The sequence below is a fragment of the Methylotuvimicrobium sp. KM1 genome, assembly GCF_044788715.1.
Classification (GTDB): Bacteria; Pseudomonadota; Gammaproteobacteria; order Methylococcales; family Methylomonadaceae; genus Methylotuvimicrobium.
Genome location: NZ_CP173170.1, coordinates 1,760,012 through 1,775,948, shown reverse-complemented (window position 1 = coordinate 1,775,948; position 15,937 = coordinate 1,760,012). Strand labels below are relative to the sequence as shown.

At 49.6% G+C, this 15,937-nt stretch carries 14 protein-coding genes and 1 CRISPR repeat array (1 of these 15 only partly in view); of the genes, 10 read left to right on the top strand and 4 right to left on the bottom strand.

From position 1 onward, the window contains the following. The first annotated feature begins 9 nt into the window (after positions 1 to 9). From edd to ACINK7_RS07470, 9 genes are all read left to right on the top strand, one after another. Positions 10 to 1,830, top strand: a complete 1,821-nt coding sequence (gene edd, locus ACINK7_RS07510; protein ID WP_404360707.1) for a phosphogluconate dehydratase — start codon at positions 10 to 12, stop codon at positions 1,828 to 1,830. Positions 1,831 to 1,885: 55 nt separating this feature from the next. Beyond that, entirely contained in the window at positions 1,886 to 2,536 is a 651-nt protein-coding gene (locus ACINK7_RS07505) for a bifunctional 4-hydroxy-2-oxoglutarate aldolase/2-dehydro-3-deoxy-phosphogluconate aldolase (RefSeq protein ID WP_404360706.1), read from the top strand. A 248-nt stretch (positions 2,537 to 2,784) separates the two neighbouring features. Next, on the top strand, positions 2,785 to 4,083 hold the full coding sequence (gene gltA, locus ACINK7_RS07500; protein ID WP_404360705.1) for a citrate synthase: 1,299 nt from the start codon (positions 2,785 to 2,787) through the stop codon (positions 4,081 to 4,083). Between the two features lie 899 nt (positions 4,084 to 4,982). Then, positions 4,983 to 7,661 (top strand): pyruvate dehydrogenase (acetyl-transferring), homodimeric type, encoded by a 2,679-nt coding sequence (gene aceE / locus ACINK7_RS07495; RefSeq protein WP_404360703.1) that lies wholly within the window; start codon positions 4,983 to 4,985, stop codon positions 7,659 to 7,661. 16 nt (positions 7,662 to 7,677) lie between these two features. Then, positions 7,678 to 8,991 carry a dihydrolipoyllysine-residue acetyltransferase gene (gene aceF, locus ACINK7_RS07490; protein ID WP_404360702.1) on the top strand — a complete coding sequence of 438 codons (1,314 nt, stop codon included), beginning with the start codon at positions 7,678 to 7,680 and terminating at the stop codon, positions 8,989 to 8,991. Between the two features lie 99 nt (positions 8,992 to 9,090). Then, entirely contained in the window at positions 9,091 to 10,530 is a 1,440-nt protein-coding gene (gene lpdA / locus ACINK7_RS07485; protein WP_404360701.1) for a dihydrolipoyl dehydrogenase, read from the top strand. 342 nt (positions 10,531 to 10,872) lie between these two features. Next, positions 10,873 to 11,457 (top strand): phosphoribosylglycinamide formyltransferase, encoded by a 585-nt coding sequence (locus ACINK7_RS07480; RefSeq protein ID WP_404360700.1) that lies wholly within the window; start codon positions 10,873 to 10,875, stop codon positions 11,455 to 11,457. Positions 11,458 to 11,612: 155 nt separating this feature from the next. Beyond that, positions 11,613 to 11,816: a hypothetical protein gene (locus tag ACINK7_RS07475; RefSeq protein ID WP_404360699.1), complete on the top strand. Its 204-nt coding sequence runs from the start codon at positions 11,613 to 11,615 to the stop codon at positions 11,814 to 11,816. Then, the gene (locus ACINK7_RS07470; protein WP_014147839.1) at positions 11,813 to 12,007 is read left to right on the top strand and encodes a hypothetical protein; all 195 of its coding nucleotides are present in this window, start codon (positions 11,813 to 11,815) and stop codon (positions 12,005 to 12,007) included. The genes ACINK7_RS07475 and ACINK7_RS07470 overlap by 4 nt, the downstream gene beginning before the upstream one ends. Positions 12,008 to 12,053: 46 nt before the next feature. Here ACINK7_RS07470 and ACINK7_RS07465 read toward each other — a convergent pair whose 3' ends face one another. The 4 genes from ACINK7_RS07465 to ACINK7_RS07450 form a co-directional block, all read right to left on the bottom strand. After that, complete coding sequence (locus ACINK7_RS07465) at positions 12,054 to 13,067, bottom strand: L,D-transpeptidase family protein (RefSeq protein ID WP_404360698.1); 1,014 nt, start codon at positions 13,065 to 13,067, stop codon at positions 12,054 to 12,056. Between the two features lie 546 nt (positions 13,068 to 13,613). Then, entirely contained in the window at positions 13,614 to 13,748 is a 135-nt protein-coding gene (locus tag ACINK7_RS07460; protein ID WP_404360697.1) for a putative toxin-antitoxin system toxin component, PIN family, read from the bottom strand. Next, the gene (gene vap15, locus ACINK7_RS07455; protein ID WP_404360696.1) at positions 13,732 to 13,956 is read right to left on the bottom strand and encodes a type II toxin-antitoxin system VapB15 family antitoxin; all 225 of its coding nucleotides are present in this window, start codon (positions 13,954 to 13,956) and stop codon (positions 13,732 to 13,734) included. Before vap15 ends, ACINK7_RS07460 begins: the two co-directional genes overlap by 17 nt. A gap of 34 nt (positions 13,957 to 13,990) precedes the next feature. Beyond that, positions 13,991 to 14,227, bottom strand: a complete 237-nt coding sequence (locus tag ACINK7_RS07450) for a hypothetical protein (RefSeq protein WP_404360695.1) — start codon at positions 14,225 to 14,227, stop codon at positions 13,991 to 13,993. Between the two features lie 120 nt (positions 14,228 to 14,347). Between ACINK7_RS07450 and ACINK7_RS07445 the strand changes: the two genes are divergently transcribed. Continuing rightward, the gene (locus tag ACINK7_RS07445) at positions 14,348 to 14,479 is read left to right on the top strand and encodes a hypothetical protein (RefSeq protein WP_404360694.1); all 132 of its coding nucleotides are present in this window, start codon (positions 14,348 to 14,350) and stop codon (positions 14,477 to 14,479) included. 876 nt (positions 14,480 to 15,355) lie between these two features. Continuing rightward, positions 15,356 to 15,937: a CRISPR direct-repeat array (repeat unit 28 nt; unit sequence TTTCTAAGCTGCCTGTGCGGCAGTGAAC) (it continues 3,889 nt past the right edge of the window).

The following is a 15,937-nucleotide window of genomic DNA, read 5'->3' as shown; positions in this document are numbered from 1 at the left end:
GAAGATAAAATGCATCCTATTCTTAATTCAGTTACCGAAGAGATTATCGAACGCAGCCGTGAAAGCCGCGCCTTATATTTAGCTAGAATTGATTCGGCGGTCAAAAAAGGCCCTCATCGCTCGGTGCTTGGCTGCGGCAATCTCGCGCATGGCTTCGCCGCTTGTGCCGCTACGGAAAAAGCAGACCTAGCCGGCGACCAAAAAGCCAATATCGCAATCGTATCCGCATATAACGACATGCTATCGGCTCACGAGCCTTATAAAGATTTTCCCACTCTAATCAAAGATGCAGCGAAAGAAGCCGGCGGCGTCGCGCAATTTGCCGGAGGCGTTCCTGCAATGTGCGACGGCGTCACGCAAGGCCAACCCGGCATGGAGCTTTCATTGTTCAGCCGTGACGTCATAGCGATGTCGACCGCAATTAGCTTAAGCCACAACATGTTCGACGCCGCCCTATATTTGGGAGTTTGCGATAAAATCGTACCCGGCTTATTAATAGGCGCATTGAGCTTCGGTCATCTGCCTGCCGTATTCGTGCCGGCCGGCCCGATGACCAGCGGCATTACCAACAAAGAAAAAGCACGCACCCGCCAAAAATACGCCGAAGGCAAAATCGGACGCAAGGAACTGCTTGAATCCGAATCGAAAGCCTACCACGGCCCCGGCACTTGCACTTTTTACGGTACCGCGAACAGCAACCAAATGATGGTTGAAATCATGGGCCTGCATCTTCCCGGAAGTTCATTCATTAATCCTTACACGCCGCTACGTGACGAACTGACTAAAGCGGCTACTAAGCAGGCACTGAAATTCACGGCACTGGGCAACGATTTCCGCCCCATCGGCCATGTCATCGACGAAAAAGCCATCGTCAATGCCATCGTCGGCCTGCTCGCCACCGGCGGTTCTACTAACCACACGATGCATTTAGTCGCCATCGCACGCTCGGCGGGCATCGTGATCAATTGGGACGATTTCGATAATCTATCGAAAGTAGTGCCGTTAATCGCCAAAATCTATCCGAACGGCCCTGCCGATGTGAATCATTTCCAAGCAGCCGGCGGTATGGGTGTGTTGATCGGCGAGCTATTACGCAACGGCTTGTTGCACGAAGACATCATCACTGTCGCCGACGAACGGGGTATGCAACACTATACTCAGGAGCCCAAACTCATCGACGGCCAATTAACTTGGGAGCCTTCCCCGGCAGCCTCCCTTGATCCCGAAGTATTGTCTACCGTGGAAAAACCTTTTGCCAAGAGCGGTGGCTTACATGTCATGCACGGTAATCTGGGACGCGGCATTTCAAAAGTTTCCGCAGTGAAAGAAGAACATCAAATCGTCGAAGCACCGGCCATTGTCTTCGATGATCAAGATGACCTAATGGCGGCCTTCAAGCGCGGCGAACTGGAAAAGGATTTTATTGCGGTACTACGATTCCAAGGACCGAAATCCAACGGCATGCCGGAACTGCATAAACTGACTCCGCCACTGGGTTTATTACAAGACAAAGGGTTCAAAGTAGCTCTGGTGACAGACGGACGCATGTCCGGTGCCTCAGGCAAAGTTCCCTCGGCGATTCATATGTGTCCGGAATGCGAGGACGGCGGCCCGCTAGCAAAAGTTCGTAATGGTGATATGATTCGTTTAAATGCACAAACCGGCGAAATCAATGTATTGGTCGACAATGCCGAGTTCAATGCGCGCCGCCCGGCGGCAAACCACGCCAAAGACCACCATCACGGCATGGGCCGTGAATTGTTTGCAGGCTTCCGCTTAAACGCCTCTTCGGCGGAAACCGGAGCAACCAATGTGTTCCTAAACGACTAAGCGCCTTGTCAATCGATTGACTACACATAACAAATCTATCGGAAACTCAATTTAAATGACACAGAACAATTGGAAACTTCAACCCTCCGCAGTGCTGAATGCGGGGCCCGTCATGCCCGTCATGGTCATCAAAAATCTCGAGGACGCCGTGCCTCTGGCGAAAGCATTGACCGAGGGCGGCATCAAAGTTCTTGAAATCACGTTACGCACACCGATTGCGCTCGATGCCATCAGGCTCATCAGCGAACAAGTCAAGGATGCCATCGTTGGCGTAGGCACAGTGACAAATCCGGAACAATTGCGGGCAGCCGAAGATGCCGGCGCGGTATTTGCGATCAGCCCCGGACTGACGCCGACATTATTGAAAGCCGCGACGAATAGTAACATCGCATTAATTCCTGGAATATCAACGATCTCAGAACTCATGTTAGGCATGGAATACGGCCTGGATCACTTTAAGTTTTTTCCTGCGGCTGCAGCCGGCGGCGTGAACATGCTGAAAGGTATTGCCGGCCCCATTCCTTCAGTAACATTCTGCCCAACCGGAGGAATATCGGCGAGTAACTATAACGAGTATCTAAGCTTACCGAATGTTGCCTGTGTTGGCGGGTCCTGGTTAGCACCGGATGATGCCGTCGCCGCCAAAGACTGGCCCAGAATTACCGAATTAGCTAAAACCGCAATCGAGAATGCCGTAAAAAAATAATGTACTGCCAGGCCTATTTATTTTTTAAACATGCAGCTTGGCGTAATACGGGAACTGATTGCACAACCACGAAATAGTTTATGGAAACTTTATAATCGGTATTTTAAATTCCGACATTAAAAAGAAATACGTAGCGTCTTACGTTTGTGCCGTTGCATTATAATTGTTGACAACAGTACGCCCGCGCGTTAATGGTTATAAATTTAACAGGCCGTGATATCACGAATACTTAACAGAAAGGTAATACCATGACAAACCACAACCAAGTAACGATACGAAATGAGGACGACCGGATTTCATGCGAACTACCTGTTCTACAAGGTACTATCGGTCCCGATGTCATCGATATCCGAACGCTCTACCGAGATACCGGCGTATTCACATACGACCCGGGCTTCACATCCACCGCCAGTTGCAGCTCTAAAATCACATTCATCGACGGCGACAAGGGAATTCTTCTTTATCGAGGCTACCCTATCGAACAACTCGCCGAAAAATGCGATTTTATGGAAGTCTGCTACTTATTGCTGCATGATGAATTGCCGAATGGTCGGCAAATGCAAGAGTTTGTCAATGACATCACCTATCACACAATGGTACATGATCAACTGACCGACTTTTATAAGGGATTCCGCCGTGACGCCCATCCAATGGCGACCATTGTGGCCGTTGTCGGTGCGCTATCCGCGTTTTATCACCATGAACTGGACATTCGATGTCCCATAGACCGAAACTTGTCCGCCATCCGCCTCATTGCCAAAATGCCGACGATCGTTGCGATGAGCCACAAATATAGTAGCGGCATGCCGTTCATGTACCCGCAAAACAAACTGGGTTATGTCGAAAACTTCATGTATATGATGCATGCGACACCTTGCGAAGACTATGTACAAAACCCCGTTTTAGTCAGAGCAATGGACAGAATTTTGATTCTGCATGCCGATCATGAACAAAATGCATCAACCTCCACGGTCAGACTAGCCGGCTCTTCCGGCGCCAATCCTTATGCGTGCATCACATCCGGCATTGCTTGCCTGTGGGGGGCCGCTCACGGCGGTGCTAACGAGGCGGTACTCAGAATGCTGCTCGAAATAGGGGATGTCTCGAGAATCGGCGAATTCATCGACAAAGCCAAAGATAAAAACGATCCGTTTAGATTAATGGGCTTCGGGCATCGGGTTTATAAAAACTACGACCCGCGCGCCAAACTCATGCGCGAAACCTGCCATGAAGTGCTTAACGAACTCGGACTCCATGACGATCCGTTATTCAAGTTGGCATTGGAACTGGAACGCATCGCTTTGGAAGACGAATACTTCATCGAGAAAAAACTCTATCCGAATGTCGATTTTTATTCCGGCATCGTCATGAGAGCCCTGGGCATTCCAACAGTAATGTTCACGGCAATTTTTGCGATGGCCCGCTCAATCGGCTGGATTGCTCACTGGGATGAAATGATTTCCGACGACGAACAAAAAATCGGGCGTCCGCGCCAACTATACAAAGGTCACACACAGCGCGATGTTGTTTCAATCAGCGCGCGTTAATGTAGGATGGGTAGAGCGGAGCGAAACCCATCATGGAAGTAGCTATTCAGACTCCTGCATTTAAAACAAGTTAGAACTTTGCCCCCTTTTATGCTGTTACCCAAGCTCCAGCTTGGGTAACCCGTTCAGGAAGCTCTAGCTTCCCGACAATCAAGGAAGATTGAACGAGCGAGTCGGGGTTGATTGAGAATGTGCAGAGGTTGTGTCGGTCTCAGGAAGCTAGAGCTTCCGGGGTGTCTTTCCCAAGCTGGAGCTTGGGAAAGAGCGTGATGCGGGTTGGCTGTTTTTAACTTGATGCACATGGGTTGCATGCCCCGCCCTGCCAACTTGTAATAAATCGCGGGTTTGATAAATGGCTGCGTTACCACAACTCTACCTGCGCTCAAACAATGCGACGGGCTTCCGTTTCGCTGCCACATCCTCCGCCGCTAAGACTCAAAAAACCGGAGCGCTGGTGTCATAACACCCGAAGCTGAGATTGTCAGGCGGGATTTTGTTTTAACCCTGAGAAACAGACCGATAATGCGGTGAAAAATACCGACACTTCCGTTCTTTTTAACTTATGCGACAACTACGTTGACATTTACCGCCTAAGAAGGTGCGCATCGCGCACCTTCTTAGGCTTCGAACTCAACGAAACCATCTGAAATCTGTATATACCCCAGGATAAGCTAAAGTTTAGATGCACATCGGTGCCGAAATTTTGTTAGCAATCGGTATAATGAATACCAAAAACATCACCGGTCGATCCCTAACAACTTAGACAAACATGCGAATAACAAGACAAGCGACCCTTGACCGTTATAAAATTCGCGTTCTAATCGTTACTAACGACAAATGATCAACAAACTAACAGCGATTCTCAGGTAGAAAAACCTACCTGATTAGTGGAGTTATAAATGAAAAACAATAAAAGTCCTGCGGTTGTCGAACAGGAAGATGTCGATCCTACCGAAACCCAGGAATGGATCGATGCACTGAAAGCAGTGATGGAAATCGAGGGCGAAACCCGTGCTCAGTTTCTAATTGAAAAACTGGTCGCCGTAGCCAGACAATCGGGTTCCGACATACCGTTTAGCGCGACCACCGACTACATCAATACGATACCCGTCGATCAGCAAATTCAATTCCCCGGCAACACTACTATCGAGCAAAAAATACGGTCCTATGTCCGTTGGAACGCCATGATGATGGTGCTTCGCGCCAACAGAAACACCAATGTCGGCGGCCATATCGCTAGTTTCGCTTCGGCGGCCACGCTCTACGATGTCGGTCAAAATCATTTCTGGCGCGCTACGTCAGAGCAACACGACGGCGACCTATTGTTCGTGCAAGGCCATTCGGCACCTGGCGATTATGCCCGGGCCTTTTTACTCGGCCGACTGACCGAAGAACAGATGGACAATTTTCGCCAAGAAGTCGACGGTAACGGACTTTCATCTTATCCGCACCCATGGCTGATGCCTCAATTCTGGCAATTCCCGACCGTATCGATGGGCCTAGGTCCCATTATGGCCATCTATCAAGCCCGCTTCATGCGCTATTTGCAAGGCCGAAGTCTAACAGACACCTCCGATCGCAAAGTGTGGTGCTTCCTTGGCGACGGCGAGACCGACGAACCGGAGTCACTCGGCGAAATCGGCATGGCTGGCCGCGAAAAATTGGACAACCTGATTTTTGTGGTTAACTGCAACCTGCAACGCCTGGATGGGCCGGTTCGCGGCAACGGCAAAATCATTCAAGAGCTGGAAGGCACCTTCCGGGGCGCCGGCTGGAATGTCATTAAACTGGTTTGGGGCCGCCATTGGGACAAACTGCTGGCCCGCGACCATCAAGGTTTACTTGTCAAACGCATGATGGAATGCGTGGACGGCGATTATCAAACGTTCAAAGCCAAAGACGGCGCTTATGTTCGCGAACATTTCTTCAACACGCCGGAATTGAAAGAAATGGTCGCCGATTTGTCCGATTTGGACATTTGGTTACTCAATAGAGGCGGCCACGACCCTGCAAAAATTTATGCGGCCTTCCAGGCCGCAGTCAACCACAAAGGGCAACCGACCGTGGTTCTGGCCAAAACGATCAAAGGTTATTCGATGGGCGAGTCGGGCGAAGGCCAGAATATCTCGCACCAACAAAAGAAAATGAGCGTCACCTCCCTGACACGATTCAGAGACCGTTACGAACTGCCGGTAACCAACGAGCAGTTACACGAAATGCCTTATCTAAAGTTCCCCGAGGACTCGAAAGAACTGGCCTACATGAAAGAGCGCCGCGCCGAATTGGGCGGTTATCTGCCGAACAGAAGAGCGAAATCCTACGCTTTGAATGTTCCGGCTCTGTCAGACTTCAAATCGCTCTTGGAAGCCACCGGTGAAGGACGCGAAATCTCGACGACGATGGCTTTCGTCAAAATGCTGAATATTTTGGTCAAGGACAAAAACATCGGTAAACGCATCGTACCGATCGTACCGGACGAGTCGCGCACTTTCGGCATGGAAGGCATGTTCCGCCAATTAGGCATTTGGTCGCAAGTCGGACAGCTCTATACCCCGCAGGATGCGGACCAATTAATGTTTTACAAAGAAGACAAACACGGCCAAGTCTTGCAGGAAGGCATCAACGAAGCAGGCGGCATGTGCGATTGGATCGCGGCCGGCACATCCTATTCGACCCATAACGTGCCGATGATTCCGTTTTTCATCTTCTACTCGATGTTCGGCTTCCAACGCGTCGCTGATTTGATTTGGGCGGCTGCCGACCAGCGCACACGCGGCTTCTTGCTCGGCGGAACGGCTGGCAGAACGACGCTGAACGGCGAGGGATTGCAGCACGAAGACGGTCACAGCCACATCTTTGCCGGAACCGTCCCGAACTGCATTTCCTACGACCCGACTTTTTCTTACGAGCTCGCGGTGATCATTCAAGACGGCTTGCGCCGGATGTATGTCGATCAAGAAGACATTTTCTATTACATCACCGTAATGAACGAGAATTACGAACATCCGGCAATGCCGAAAGGTATCGAGGAGTCGATCCTTAAAGGTATGTACTCGTTCAAGAAAGGCGACGGCCGCGCTAAAACGCGCGTGCAATTGCTGGGTTCCGGCACGATTTTCCGCGAAGCCATCGCCGCAGCCGAACTTTTGCAAAACGACTGGAACGTAACAGCCGATCTCTGGAGCTGCACAAGCTTTACCGAATTGGCCCGCGACGGACAAACTTGCGAACGATGGAATCGGCTACATCCGACCGAAGCCCCTAAAAAGCCTCATGTCACCGAATGCCTTGAAAATGCCAAAGGGCCCATTATCGCCGCAACCGACTACGTTCGCCTGTATGCCGAACAAATTCGCCCTTACCTATCGGCACCTTATACTGTCTTGGGTACCGACGGTTTCGGCCGTTCGGATACTCGCGAAGCCTTGCGCCGGTTCTTCGAGGTCAACCGTTATCATATCGCTGTCGCGGCACTGAAAAGCCTTGCGGATATCGGCGAATTTGAACTCGCAAAAGTCGAAACGGCCATTGCCAAATACGGCATTAACCCGGAAACCGTTGCCCCGTGGCGGCTTTAATTAAAGGAATTGGCACATGAGTGAATTGATTGAGATTAAAGTACCTGACCTCGGTGGCTCCAGCGAAGTCGACGTGGTCGAAATCCTTGTTCAACCCGGCGATACGATAGAAATTGAACAGCCCTTAGTCGTCTTAGAAAGCGATAAAGCTACAATGGATATGCCATCGACGATTGCCGGCACGGTTCGGGAACTCAAAATTAAAGTCGGCGACAAAGTATCCCAAGGGATTACCATCGCGACCGTCGAAGCTAGCGAATCCTCCGAACCTGAACAAAAGCCTCCGGTTTCAGAGCCGGAACCGGCTTCCGAAGCTTCAGATAAGCATGACAAGCCAACCGAGGAAAAACCGGCTGCAAGTGCCGCTTCGGCACCAGCCGCCTCCCCTGCTCCGACGCCGGCCGCTACGATCGATACCGAACTTAGCGGCCAACACCTTCCGCATGCAACGCCGGCTATCCGATTATTCGCCCGTGAATTGGGCGTCGACCTAAGTCTTATTAGACAAGGCAGCGGCCGAAAGGGCCGAATTCTAAAAGAAGACGTCAAGGCCTATGTCAAGCAAGCTCTCAGCGAAGGCGTCAAATCTTCCGGAGCAGGCATCCCGGCGATCCCTGCCGTGGATTTCTCGCAGTTCGGCGAAACCGAAGTCTTGCCATTGAGTAAAATCAAACGCCTGACCGGACAAAACATGACCCGGGTTTGGCTGAATCTGCCTATGGTGACCCATCATGACGAAGCCGATATCACAGAATTGGAAGCCTTTCGCAAGCAGATCAATGCCGAAAACAGTCAAAACGGTAAGGTCACCGGCTTGATCTTCATCATCAAGGCATTGGCAAACGCGTTGAAGCAGTTTCCGAATTTTAATGCTTCGTTATCGCCGGACGGCGCAAGCCTGATCCTGAAAAAATACTGTCACATCGGCATCGCCGTCGACACGCCTAACGGCCTTGTCGTACCGGTACTGCGTGACGTCGACCAAAAAAGCATTTATGAATTATCGGCGGAACTGGCAACATTGAGCGATAAAGCTCGTGCCGGCAAACTGATGCCGAACGAAATGCAAGGCGGTTCGATGACGATCTCCAGTCTCGGCGGCATTGGCGGCACCGCATTCACACCGATCGTTAACGCGCCGGAAGTCGCGATACTCGGTGTCACGCGCGCCAAAATGCAGCCGGTATGGGACGGCAAGGAATTCCAACCGCGTTTGATGTTACCGCTAGACATGACCTATGACCATCGAGTCATTGATGGTGCCGAAGCGGCGCGTTTTATGGTCAAATTAACAGATTTTTTGACCGATATCAGACGGTTGATACTTTAAAAAAGCGCCTAGACTCAAACGTCGAGCACCGTTCGCCGGATAAACACCGATTGACGAAAGATGCTCGGCGCCAAAACGCATACTTGATAAGGAATACTCATGACTGCAAATGCTGCTGCAAACGAATCCAATCTCCATGCCGAAGTCCTGGTCCTCGGCGGTGGCCCAGGCGGTTATACAGCCGCATTCCGTGCGGCCGACCTGGGCAAACAAGTCGTCATCGTCGAACGCTACCCGGTATTGGGCGGCGTTTGCCTAAATGTCGGCTGCATTCCTTCCAAAGCGCTGCTGCACATGGCCCAAATCGTTCATGAAGCGCAGGAGTTCGCAAGCCATGGCGTTGATTTCGGCGCACCTAAATTTGACCTGGATAAAATCAGGAGCTGGAAAGAAAGCGTTACCGGAGGCCTGAACAAAGGGTTGGACGGCCTGGTAAAACAACGCAAAATCACGCGTATACAAGGAAATGGATCGTTCGTATCGGCCAATCAATTGCAAGTCGATAATGATAACGGCACCCAATTGATTAGCTTCGATCAAGCCATTATCGCGGCCGGGTCCGAGCCGACGAAAATCCCGGTTTTCCCGAATGACGACCCGCGCCTGTGGGATTCGACCGGAGCGCTCCAATTACGCGAAATTCCGGAAAAACTGCTGATAGTCGGGGGCGGCATCATCGGTCTGGAAATGGCAACGGTCTATCATGCCCTTGGCTCCAAAATCAGCGTGGTCGAATTAATGGATCAGATTATTCCCGGTTGCGACAAAGACCTGGTTCGGCCATTACACAACCGCATTAAAAAGCAATATGAGGCCATCTGGACAGAAACCCGCGTGACCGCGATCGAAGCTCTCGAAGAAGGCCTCAAGGTCTCGTTCGAAGGCGATAAAGCTCCCGAATCCGCCGTTTTCGATGCGGTATTGGTTGCCGTGGGTCGCCGTCCTAATGGCAACAAAATCGGCGCGGAGAATGTCGGCATTCAAGTCACCGAACAAGGCTTTATCGAAGTCGACAAACAACAGCGTACGAACATTCCGCACATCTTCGCGATCGGCGACATCGTCGGCAATCCAATGCTGGCGCATAAAGCCGCTTATGAAGGTAAAATTGCCGCGGAAGTCATCGCCGGTCACAAAGCCGCATTCGATGCACTGACGATTCCATCGGTTGCCTATACCGACCCTGAAATCGCCTGGATGGGACTGACCGAAAATCAAGCGAAGGAACAAGGTATCGAGATCGACAAAGGCGTATTCCCATGGGCCGCGAGCGGACGCTCGTTGAGCATGGGCCGCAGCGAAGGCATGACCAAAGTCATTTGCGACAAGGAAACCGGCCGCATCCTCGGTGCCGGCATCGTCGGTCCGCATGCCGGCGATTTGATTGCCGAAGCCGTATTGGCGTTGGAAATGGGCGCTGACGCCGAAGACGTCGCATTAACGATTCACCCGCACCCGACTTTATCGGAAACCTTTGCCTTCGCATCCGAAGTCGTCGCCGGAACGATCACAGACCTATATCTTGGCAAAAAACGTTGATACCTAAAAAGGAGAGACAAAAAAGTATGGCAGGATACGTCCCGCATAAGCGCCAACTTAAGGATTTCGTGACAAATAACGTCCTGGAACTATGCGCTTTGTTGAGGGTTCAGTAACTCGCCCGATAAAATCGGGAGGCAGGTTTTAAACAGTTACTTAGCCAATGAGTCCTCGACATCAATTATTGTCGTTTGACGCTCTCGGCCTCGAAATCGCGACGAAGGCGTCGCTCCCACAAAGCATCGGGTGCTCTGTGGGAGCGATCCCCAGATCGTCCCTCACCTAGCGTTAGGTGAGGGAGAGCAAGGTGCGCTACGAACCATTAGTTAAATCATAACATCTATGAAAATAAGCTTTTTAGCTTCACACGGCGGCAGTTCCGCACGGAAAATCATCGAAACGATCGAACACGGCGAATTGCCCGGTTTTGAGATCGGCATATTAATCACAAACAACAAAGATTCGGCAATTTATGCCTGGTGTTTAGCACACGGCATCGAAGTCTTCCATATCAGCAGTAAAACGCATTCCGACTACGAAGACCAAGCCATCAAAAAAGCCTTACAGTCCGCCGGCACCGAATTGATCGTATTATCCGGTTACATGAAAAAAATCGGGCCGCAAACGCTATCGGCCTATTCCGGCAAAATACTAAACATTCATCCATCTCTTCTGCCGAAATTCGGCGGTCGAGGCATGTATGGCGATTTTGTGCATGCCGCCGTACTCGAAGCGGGAGAAACCACCTCAGGTGCCACTGTACATTTCGTCACCGACGCCTATGACGAAGGACCATTGCTTCTACAAAAAGAAGTCCCTGTGCTATCCGGTGACACGGTCGAATCGCTCGGCCAAAGAGTCCGCTCGATCGAAGGTGATTTGTATATCAGTGCACTCAAAAGACTCCTTGCGACTGCCGATACTTAGAATTTGGCCATGGTAATTGTTCAGACCTCTGCATTTATTATATAAATTCAAGGAAGTTGAATTCTTACAATCGGGTGTATCGAGTTGCTTTCATTACCGGAAAAGTAGGAGTACTATCGCCGTTATACTTCGACCGCATCGAAAAGGAGACGCTTATGTACGTATTTCCTGAAATGGGACGCATCATCATTGTTGCACTAATGATTGTTATTCCCGTGATGTTGATCTACCGAAAGGCCGGCTTTCATCCTGCCTGGGCATTACTGGTTTTTTTACCGGGATTCGGCTTACTGCTGATTTTTTTACAATTAGCCTTATTGCCATGGCCTAATCAAAAAGCAAATGATAGGAGCTCATGATGGAAGTTTTTCTAATCACGCTAATGGTGCTCTTGGTTATGTGGCTAGGCACGAAAATCATGGACAAAGCCGGACTACATAAAGCTTGGGTTTTATGTTTATTGGTCCCGATCGTTAACATCTTCATGATATGGGTTTTTGCTTTCTGTCATTGGCCCAACTTAAAAGAAGATGTCAAACAAGATCTTTAACCCTAAAAAGAGCAGATGGCATGTGTTGTAGACCTAAAACAAAAAATCACTGCAAGCGATAAGTTGATTCGACCGCCGCTTCTCGCAAACCGATTTCCTCCTCAAAATCGGGCATATCCGGCAAACGTTCAAAAATCGGCACAGGATCGCCATCGAGAACGGTAAGCGCTTTTTTCAAAACCGCTTCATTCAACTCAGGAATCACCCCGTTATTCGCTTTGGCAATGAGCTGCATTGCTGTATCGAGGCGCTGTTCGAAAGTCGTTTCAACACCCTCTAAATCCGGATGCGCCTCGATATAGAGCTGATTATCGAGCCAACCCGTTTTAATCTGTTGCTGCACGATTCGCACAGGCGTACCAACTGAAACCGAATGATATAACTGCTCGATATCTTCGGGATACATGCGAACACAACCGTGAGTAATTTGCATGCCGATACCATAAATTTTATCGATATCGGTACCATGAATCCGATATTCACCCTTCAACGCCAAATGCAAGGCATAAGCACCCAAAGGATTATGCGGCCCCGGCGGAACAACAGTCGGCAGCGGATCGCCCATCGCCGCGTGTTCCCGGCGAATCGACTCCGGAGGATACCAAGACGGGTCTTTAACTTTTTTAGCGACTCTAGTTAAACCCAACGGCGTCTGCCAATCCTGACGCCCGACGCCATGCGCAAACGACATTACCGTACGCGGCATACCTTCTTGAACCGGCGGATAGTAATACATGCGATATTCGGCGATATTGAGCACGATACCTTCATGCGGCGTATCCGGTAGCACGCGGCGATTAGGCAAACGCACAACCTCATCTTTTTTGACCGACCAGCGATCGACGTCCTGGTTTAAACGCACGATTTCGACTTGCCCTAACGAGAAACGCCGCGCGATATCAAGGAGCGTTTCGTCCTGATCTGAACGAGTAAAAGGAAAGTCATCAACATGCTCGGTAACGACATTATCGTTAAGATCTTCCGGCCAAGAATAAGTTACAGCATGAGCACTACCCAAGAAACCCAGAACCAACAAAGCGAATAATCCGCGCGTATTCATCAAAATAACTATCTCAATAGCAAAAAGGGTATCTACAAAATTGCCGAATTAAGCAACCGGCAAAATAACTCAATTATTACACCGAACGCTTTAAATGAACCTGTTTTAAAACGCAAACGGCCTATCTAACTCAAAAACAATAACGGCGTAAAGACGATCGGCGCGTATTCTATCAAAGGATTCAAAAAAATCATTTTATTTCAATTAGATTCGCGAACCAATATTGTCTATCCTACCCGTCTATATTGCCGGGGTCATTTACAGAAATGATTTTAAGGGGAGTCGCTATTTTTGCGAAAGATTTTTCCGGGCATCCTGCTCGAAAAATCAGCAAAAATTACGCGACCACTGATGCCTTCGGCGGCCCCGATTCGCCCTGCGTCCGTGCCACTACGCCACATCATCGTCAACTCGATGCGGCTCCGTAGCACTCCCACAAATGGCTTTACGCCGTGTCTCGATGCCTTGTATTTTGCCTCCGCCTGCGCTATTCGCGCAGACTCCGGCAAAACACCCGGCGCTACGGCTATCGGGGACTAAAAATCTTCACTTCGCTAGCGCTCCGTTTCCAAGATTTTCAGCGATCGTGATCCTGTTGGAAATGAGTGCATCCGTCAGACCAGCCAGTGATTTGCCAATTAAAAAGCTGATCCACAAATTGGTATCAATTATTACGCGCATCGAAATTTGCTTGTCTAACGGCTTCCACTTCGGCAGTTATCTCATCCAAGGTTAATTCATCGGTTTTGACCCGTGCTAAAAACTGCTTAAACCGGTCAGGAAACGTTTCATTTTCCAACAGCCGAAATAGCTCCATTTTTTCGCTGACATCGCACTGCTCAATGGCATTTTTAAGTTGGGTAAAATCTATTGATACTGAAATGCTCATCGCTCACCTCGCATAATGTTAATTAGGTTTCTTATCATGCCACATCCCTGATGACCATCAACTCATTACCGCGTTCATCAATCACTTTCATCGCAATACGTTTGTTCGTGCCTAAGACAAACGGCTCGCTTTCCACCCCGGCTAAATGCTCCCATACCGAATCGTTAAACCGACCTTTCAGGGATTTTTGCAGATTGTCCCACGCATAAGTTTTCGGAAAAAACACCTGACGCGCACAAAAGCTCATGCCGTTGTAGTCAGTGTCCAACATTATAATGGCCCCCAAAAACTGAACAACTAATTAAGGTGGTAACCTGCATGTATAAACCCGAAAAGTGTAGAGGAAAACCATGCAGAGAAAGAAACACAGTGCCGAATTTAAAGCCAAAAAGTGGCGCTAGAAGCCTTAAAAGGCGATAAGACCATCAATGAGATCGCCGGCGCGCACCTGGTCCACACCGAATCAGGTGTCGAACTGGAAAAAAGAAGCGCAAGCCGGGCTGGTCAAGTGCTTTACCGTTAAACGAGGCCGAAAGAACCGGCAACATGAAGCCGACCAGGAACCAGGAAGCGCTTTATAGCCAAATCGGGTGGTTGAAAGTCGAGCTGGACTGGCTTAAAAAAAGTCCGGGCTGTCCCTGTAAGCGAACGGCGCTAGTGGCTGGAACCGGTCCCGGAACCCTCATTGAGTTGTCAGTGCGCGTTAACCGGCGTGTCGCGTAGTCGCTATTACTACCGGCTATCGTTCCCACGCTCCGGAGCTCGCCGTTATACACAAGTACCGGTAAAGGTGCTGAACAGAGTTTATCGAATACCTGGGAACGGTGCTGTTTGAAAAATCAATGGATATTGAAAGACAATGGCTTCGAAAATCGCGACGAAGGCGTCGCTCCCACAAAGGGTCGGATGCTCTGTGGGAGCGATCCCCAGATCGCGATTTCGAAGCCTAGTGTGTTAAGCGACAATCAATGGTATCGAGGCCTCATTGGTTAAGATTGCAAAAGTATAATTCAAGACTTATGTATAACGATGAGCGCAGAGCATGGGACCGAGAATGGCCGGGGGGCTGAATGCTTACAAAGTATATCTACAAAATTGCCGAATTAAGCACCCAGCGAAATAACTCAATCATTACACCGAACGCTTTAAATGAACCTGTTTTAAAACGCAAACAGCCTATCTAACTCAAAACGATAACGGCGCAAAGACGAGATCGGCGCGTATTCTATCAAAGGATTCAAAAAAATCATTTTATTTCAATTAGATTCGGACTATTTTTTCCCATTTTTCCATTTTTTATGTGGAATCGACTACTTTCGACAATTATATGAAGAGCGTTTACTTAGCTGCGTAGAGGGGTGAAATGGTATGGACTTTGCCAGTCTTTTCTTTGGTTGCATTTCTAAGTTGTCTGTGCGGCAGTGAACTGATCTCTTGCCCTTCGATCTCTTCCGGCGGATTTCTAAGCTGCCTGTGGGGCAGTGAACCTTCGATATAGCTCGGAACGTGGCCTTATCGCTTTCTAAGCTGCCTGTGCGGCAGTGAACAGATGAGCGCGGCGCAATTTAGCAAAATAACTTTTCTAAGCTGCCTGTGCGGCAGTGAACAGAGAAGCGGTTAGGCGACATCAGGAGTCTATTTTTCTAAGCTGCCTGTGCGGCAGTGAACTTTTTTCATATCAGAAATACCTATTTTTCAACTTTCTAAGCTGCCTGTGCGGCAGTGAACTTTGTGAGTATGGTTATATGTCTGCATCGGTTTTTCTAAGCTGCCTGTGCGGCAGTGAACGCGGAGTCAGCGAACCGTCTACCGGGCAAGTATTTCTAAGCTGCCTGTGCGGCAGTGAACTTTGTCACGCTGAACCGCTTCCCGCGGCACTTTTTCTAAGCTGCCTGTGCGGCAGTGAACCGTTTTGGAGTAAACCGACATTTACCGTTTGTTTTCTAAGCTGCCTGTGCGGCAGTGAACTTGAACAAATTAA

Bases quoted from the DNA above. Each gene is read 5' to 3' on its own strand.
- ACINK7_RS07470 (WP_014147839.1), top strand. From the start codon at position 11,813: ATGATGGAAGTTTTTCTAATCACGCTAATGGTGCTCTTGGTTATGTGG.
- ACINK7_RS07475 (WP_404360699.1), top strand. From the start codon at position 11,613: ATGTACGTATTTCCTGAAATGGGACGCATCATCATTGTTGCACTAATG.
- vap15 (WP_404360696.1), bottom strand. From the start codon at position 13,956: ATGAGCATTTCAGTATCAATAGATTTTACCCAACTTAAAAATGCCATT.
- aceE (WP_404360703.1), top strand. From the start codon at position 4,983: ATGAAAAACAATAAAAGTCCTGCGGTTGTCGAACAGGAAGATGTCGAT.
- lpdA (WP_404360701.1), top strand. From the start codon at position 9,091: ATGACTGCAAATGCTGCTGCAAACGAATCCAATCTCCATGCCGAAGTC.
- ACINK7_RS07460 (WP_404360697.1), bottom strand. From the start codon at position 13,748: ATGCGCGTAATAATTGATACCAATTTGTGGATCAGCTTTTTAATTGGC.
- gltA (WP_404360705.1), top strand. From the start codon at position 2,785: ATGACAAACCACAACCAAGTAACGATACGAAATGAGGACGACCGGATT.
- aceF (WP_404360702.1), top strand. From the start codon at position 7,678: ATGAGTGAATTGATTGAGATTAAAGTACCTGACCTCGGTGGCTCCAGC.
- ACINK7_RS07505 (WP_404360706.1), top strand. From the start codon at position 1,886: ATGACACAGAACAATTGGAAACTTCAACCCTCCGCAGTGCTGAATGCG.
- ACINK7_RS07450 (WP_404360695.1), bottom strand. From the start codon at position 14,227: ATGTTGGACACTGACTACAACGGCATGAGCTTTTGTGCGCGTCAGGTG.
- ACINK7_RS07465 (WP_404360698.1), bottom strand. From the start codon at position 13,067: ATGAATACGCGCGGATTATTCGCTTTGTTGGTTCTGGGTTTCTTGGGT.
- edd (WP_404360707.1), top strand. From the start codon at position 10: ATGCATCCTATTCTTAATTCAGTTACCGAAGAGATTATCGAACGCAGC.
- ACINK7_RS07480 (WP_404360700.1), top strand. From the start codon at position 10,873: ATGAAAATAAGCTTTTTAGCTTCACACGGCGGCAGTTCCGCACGGAAA.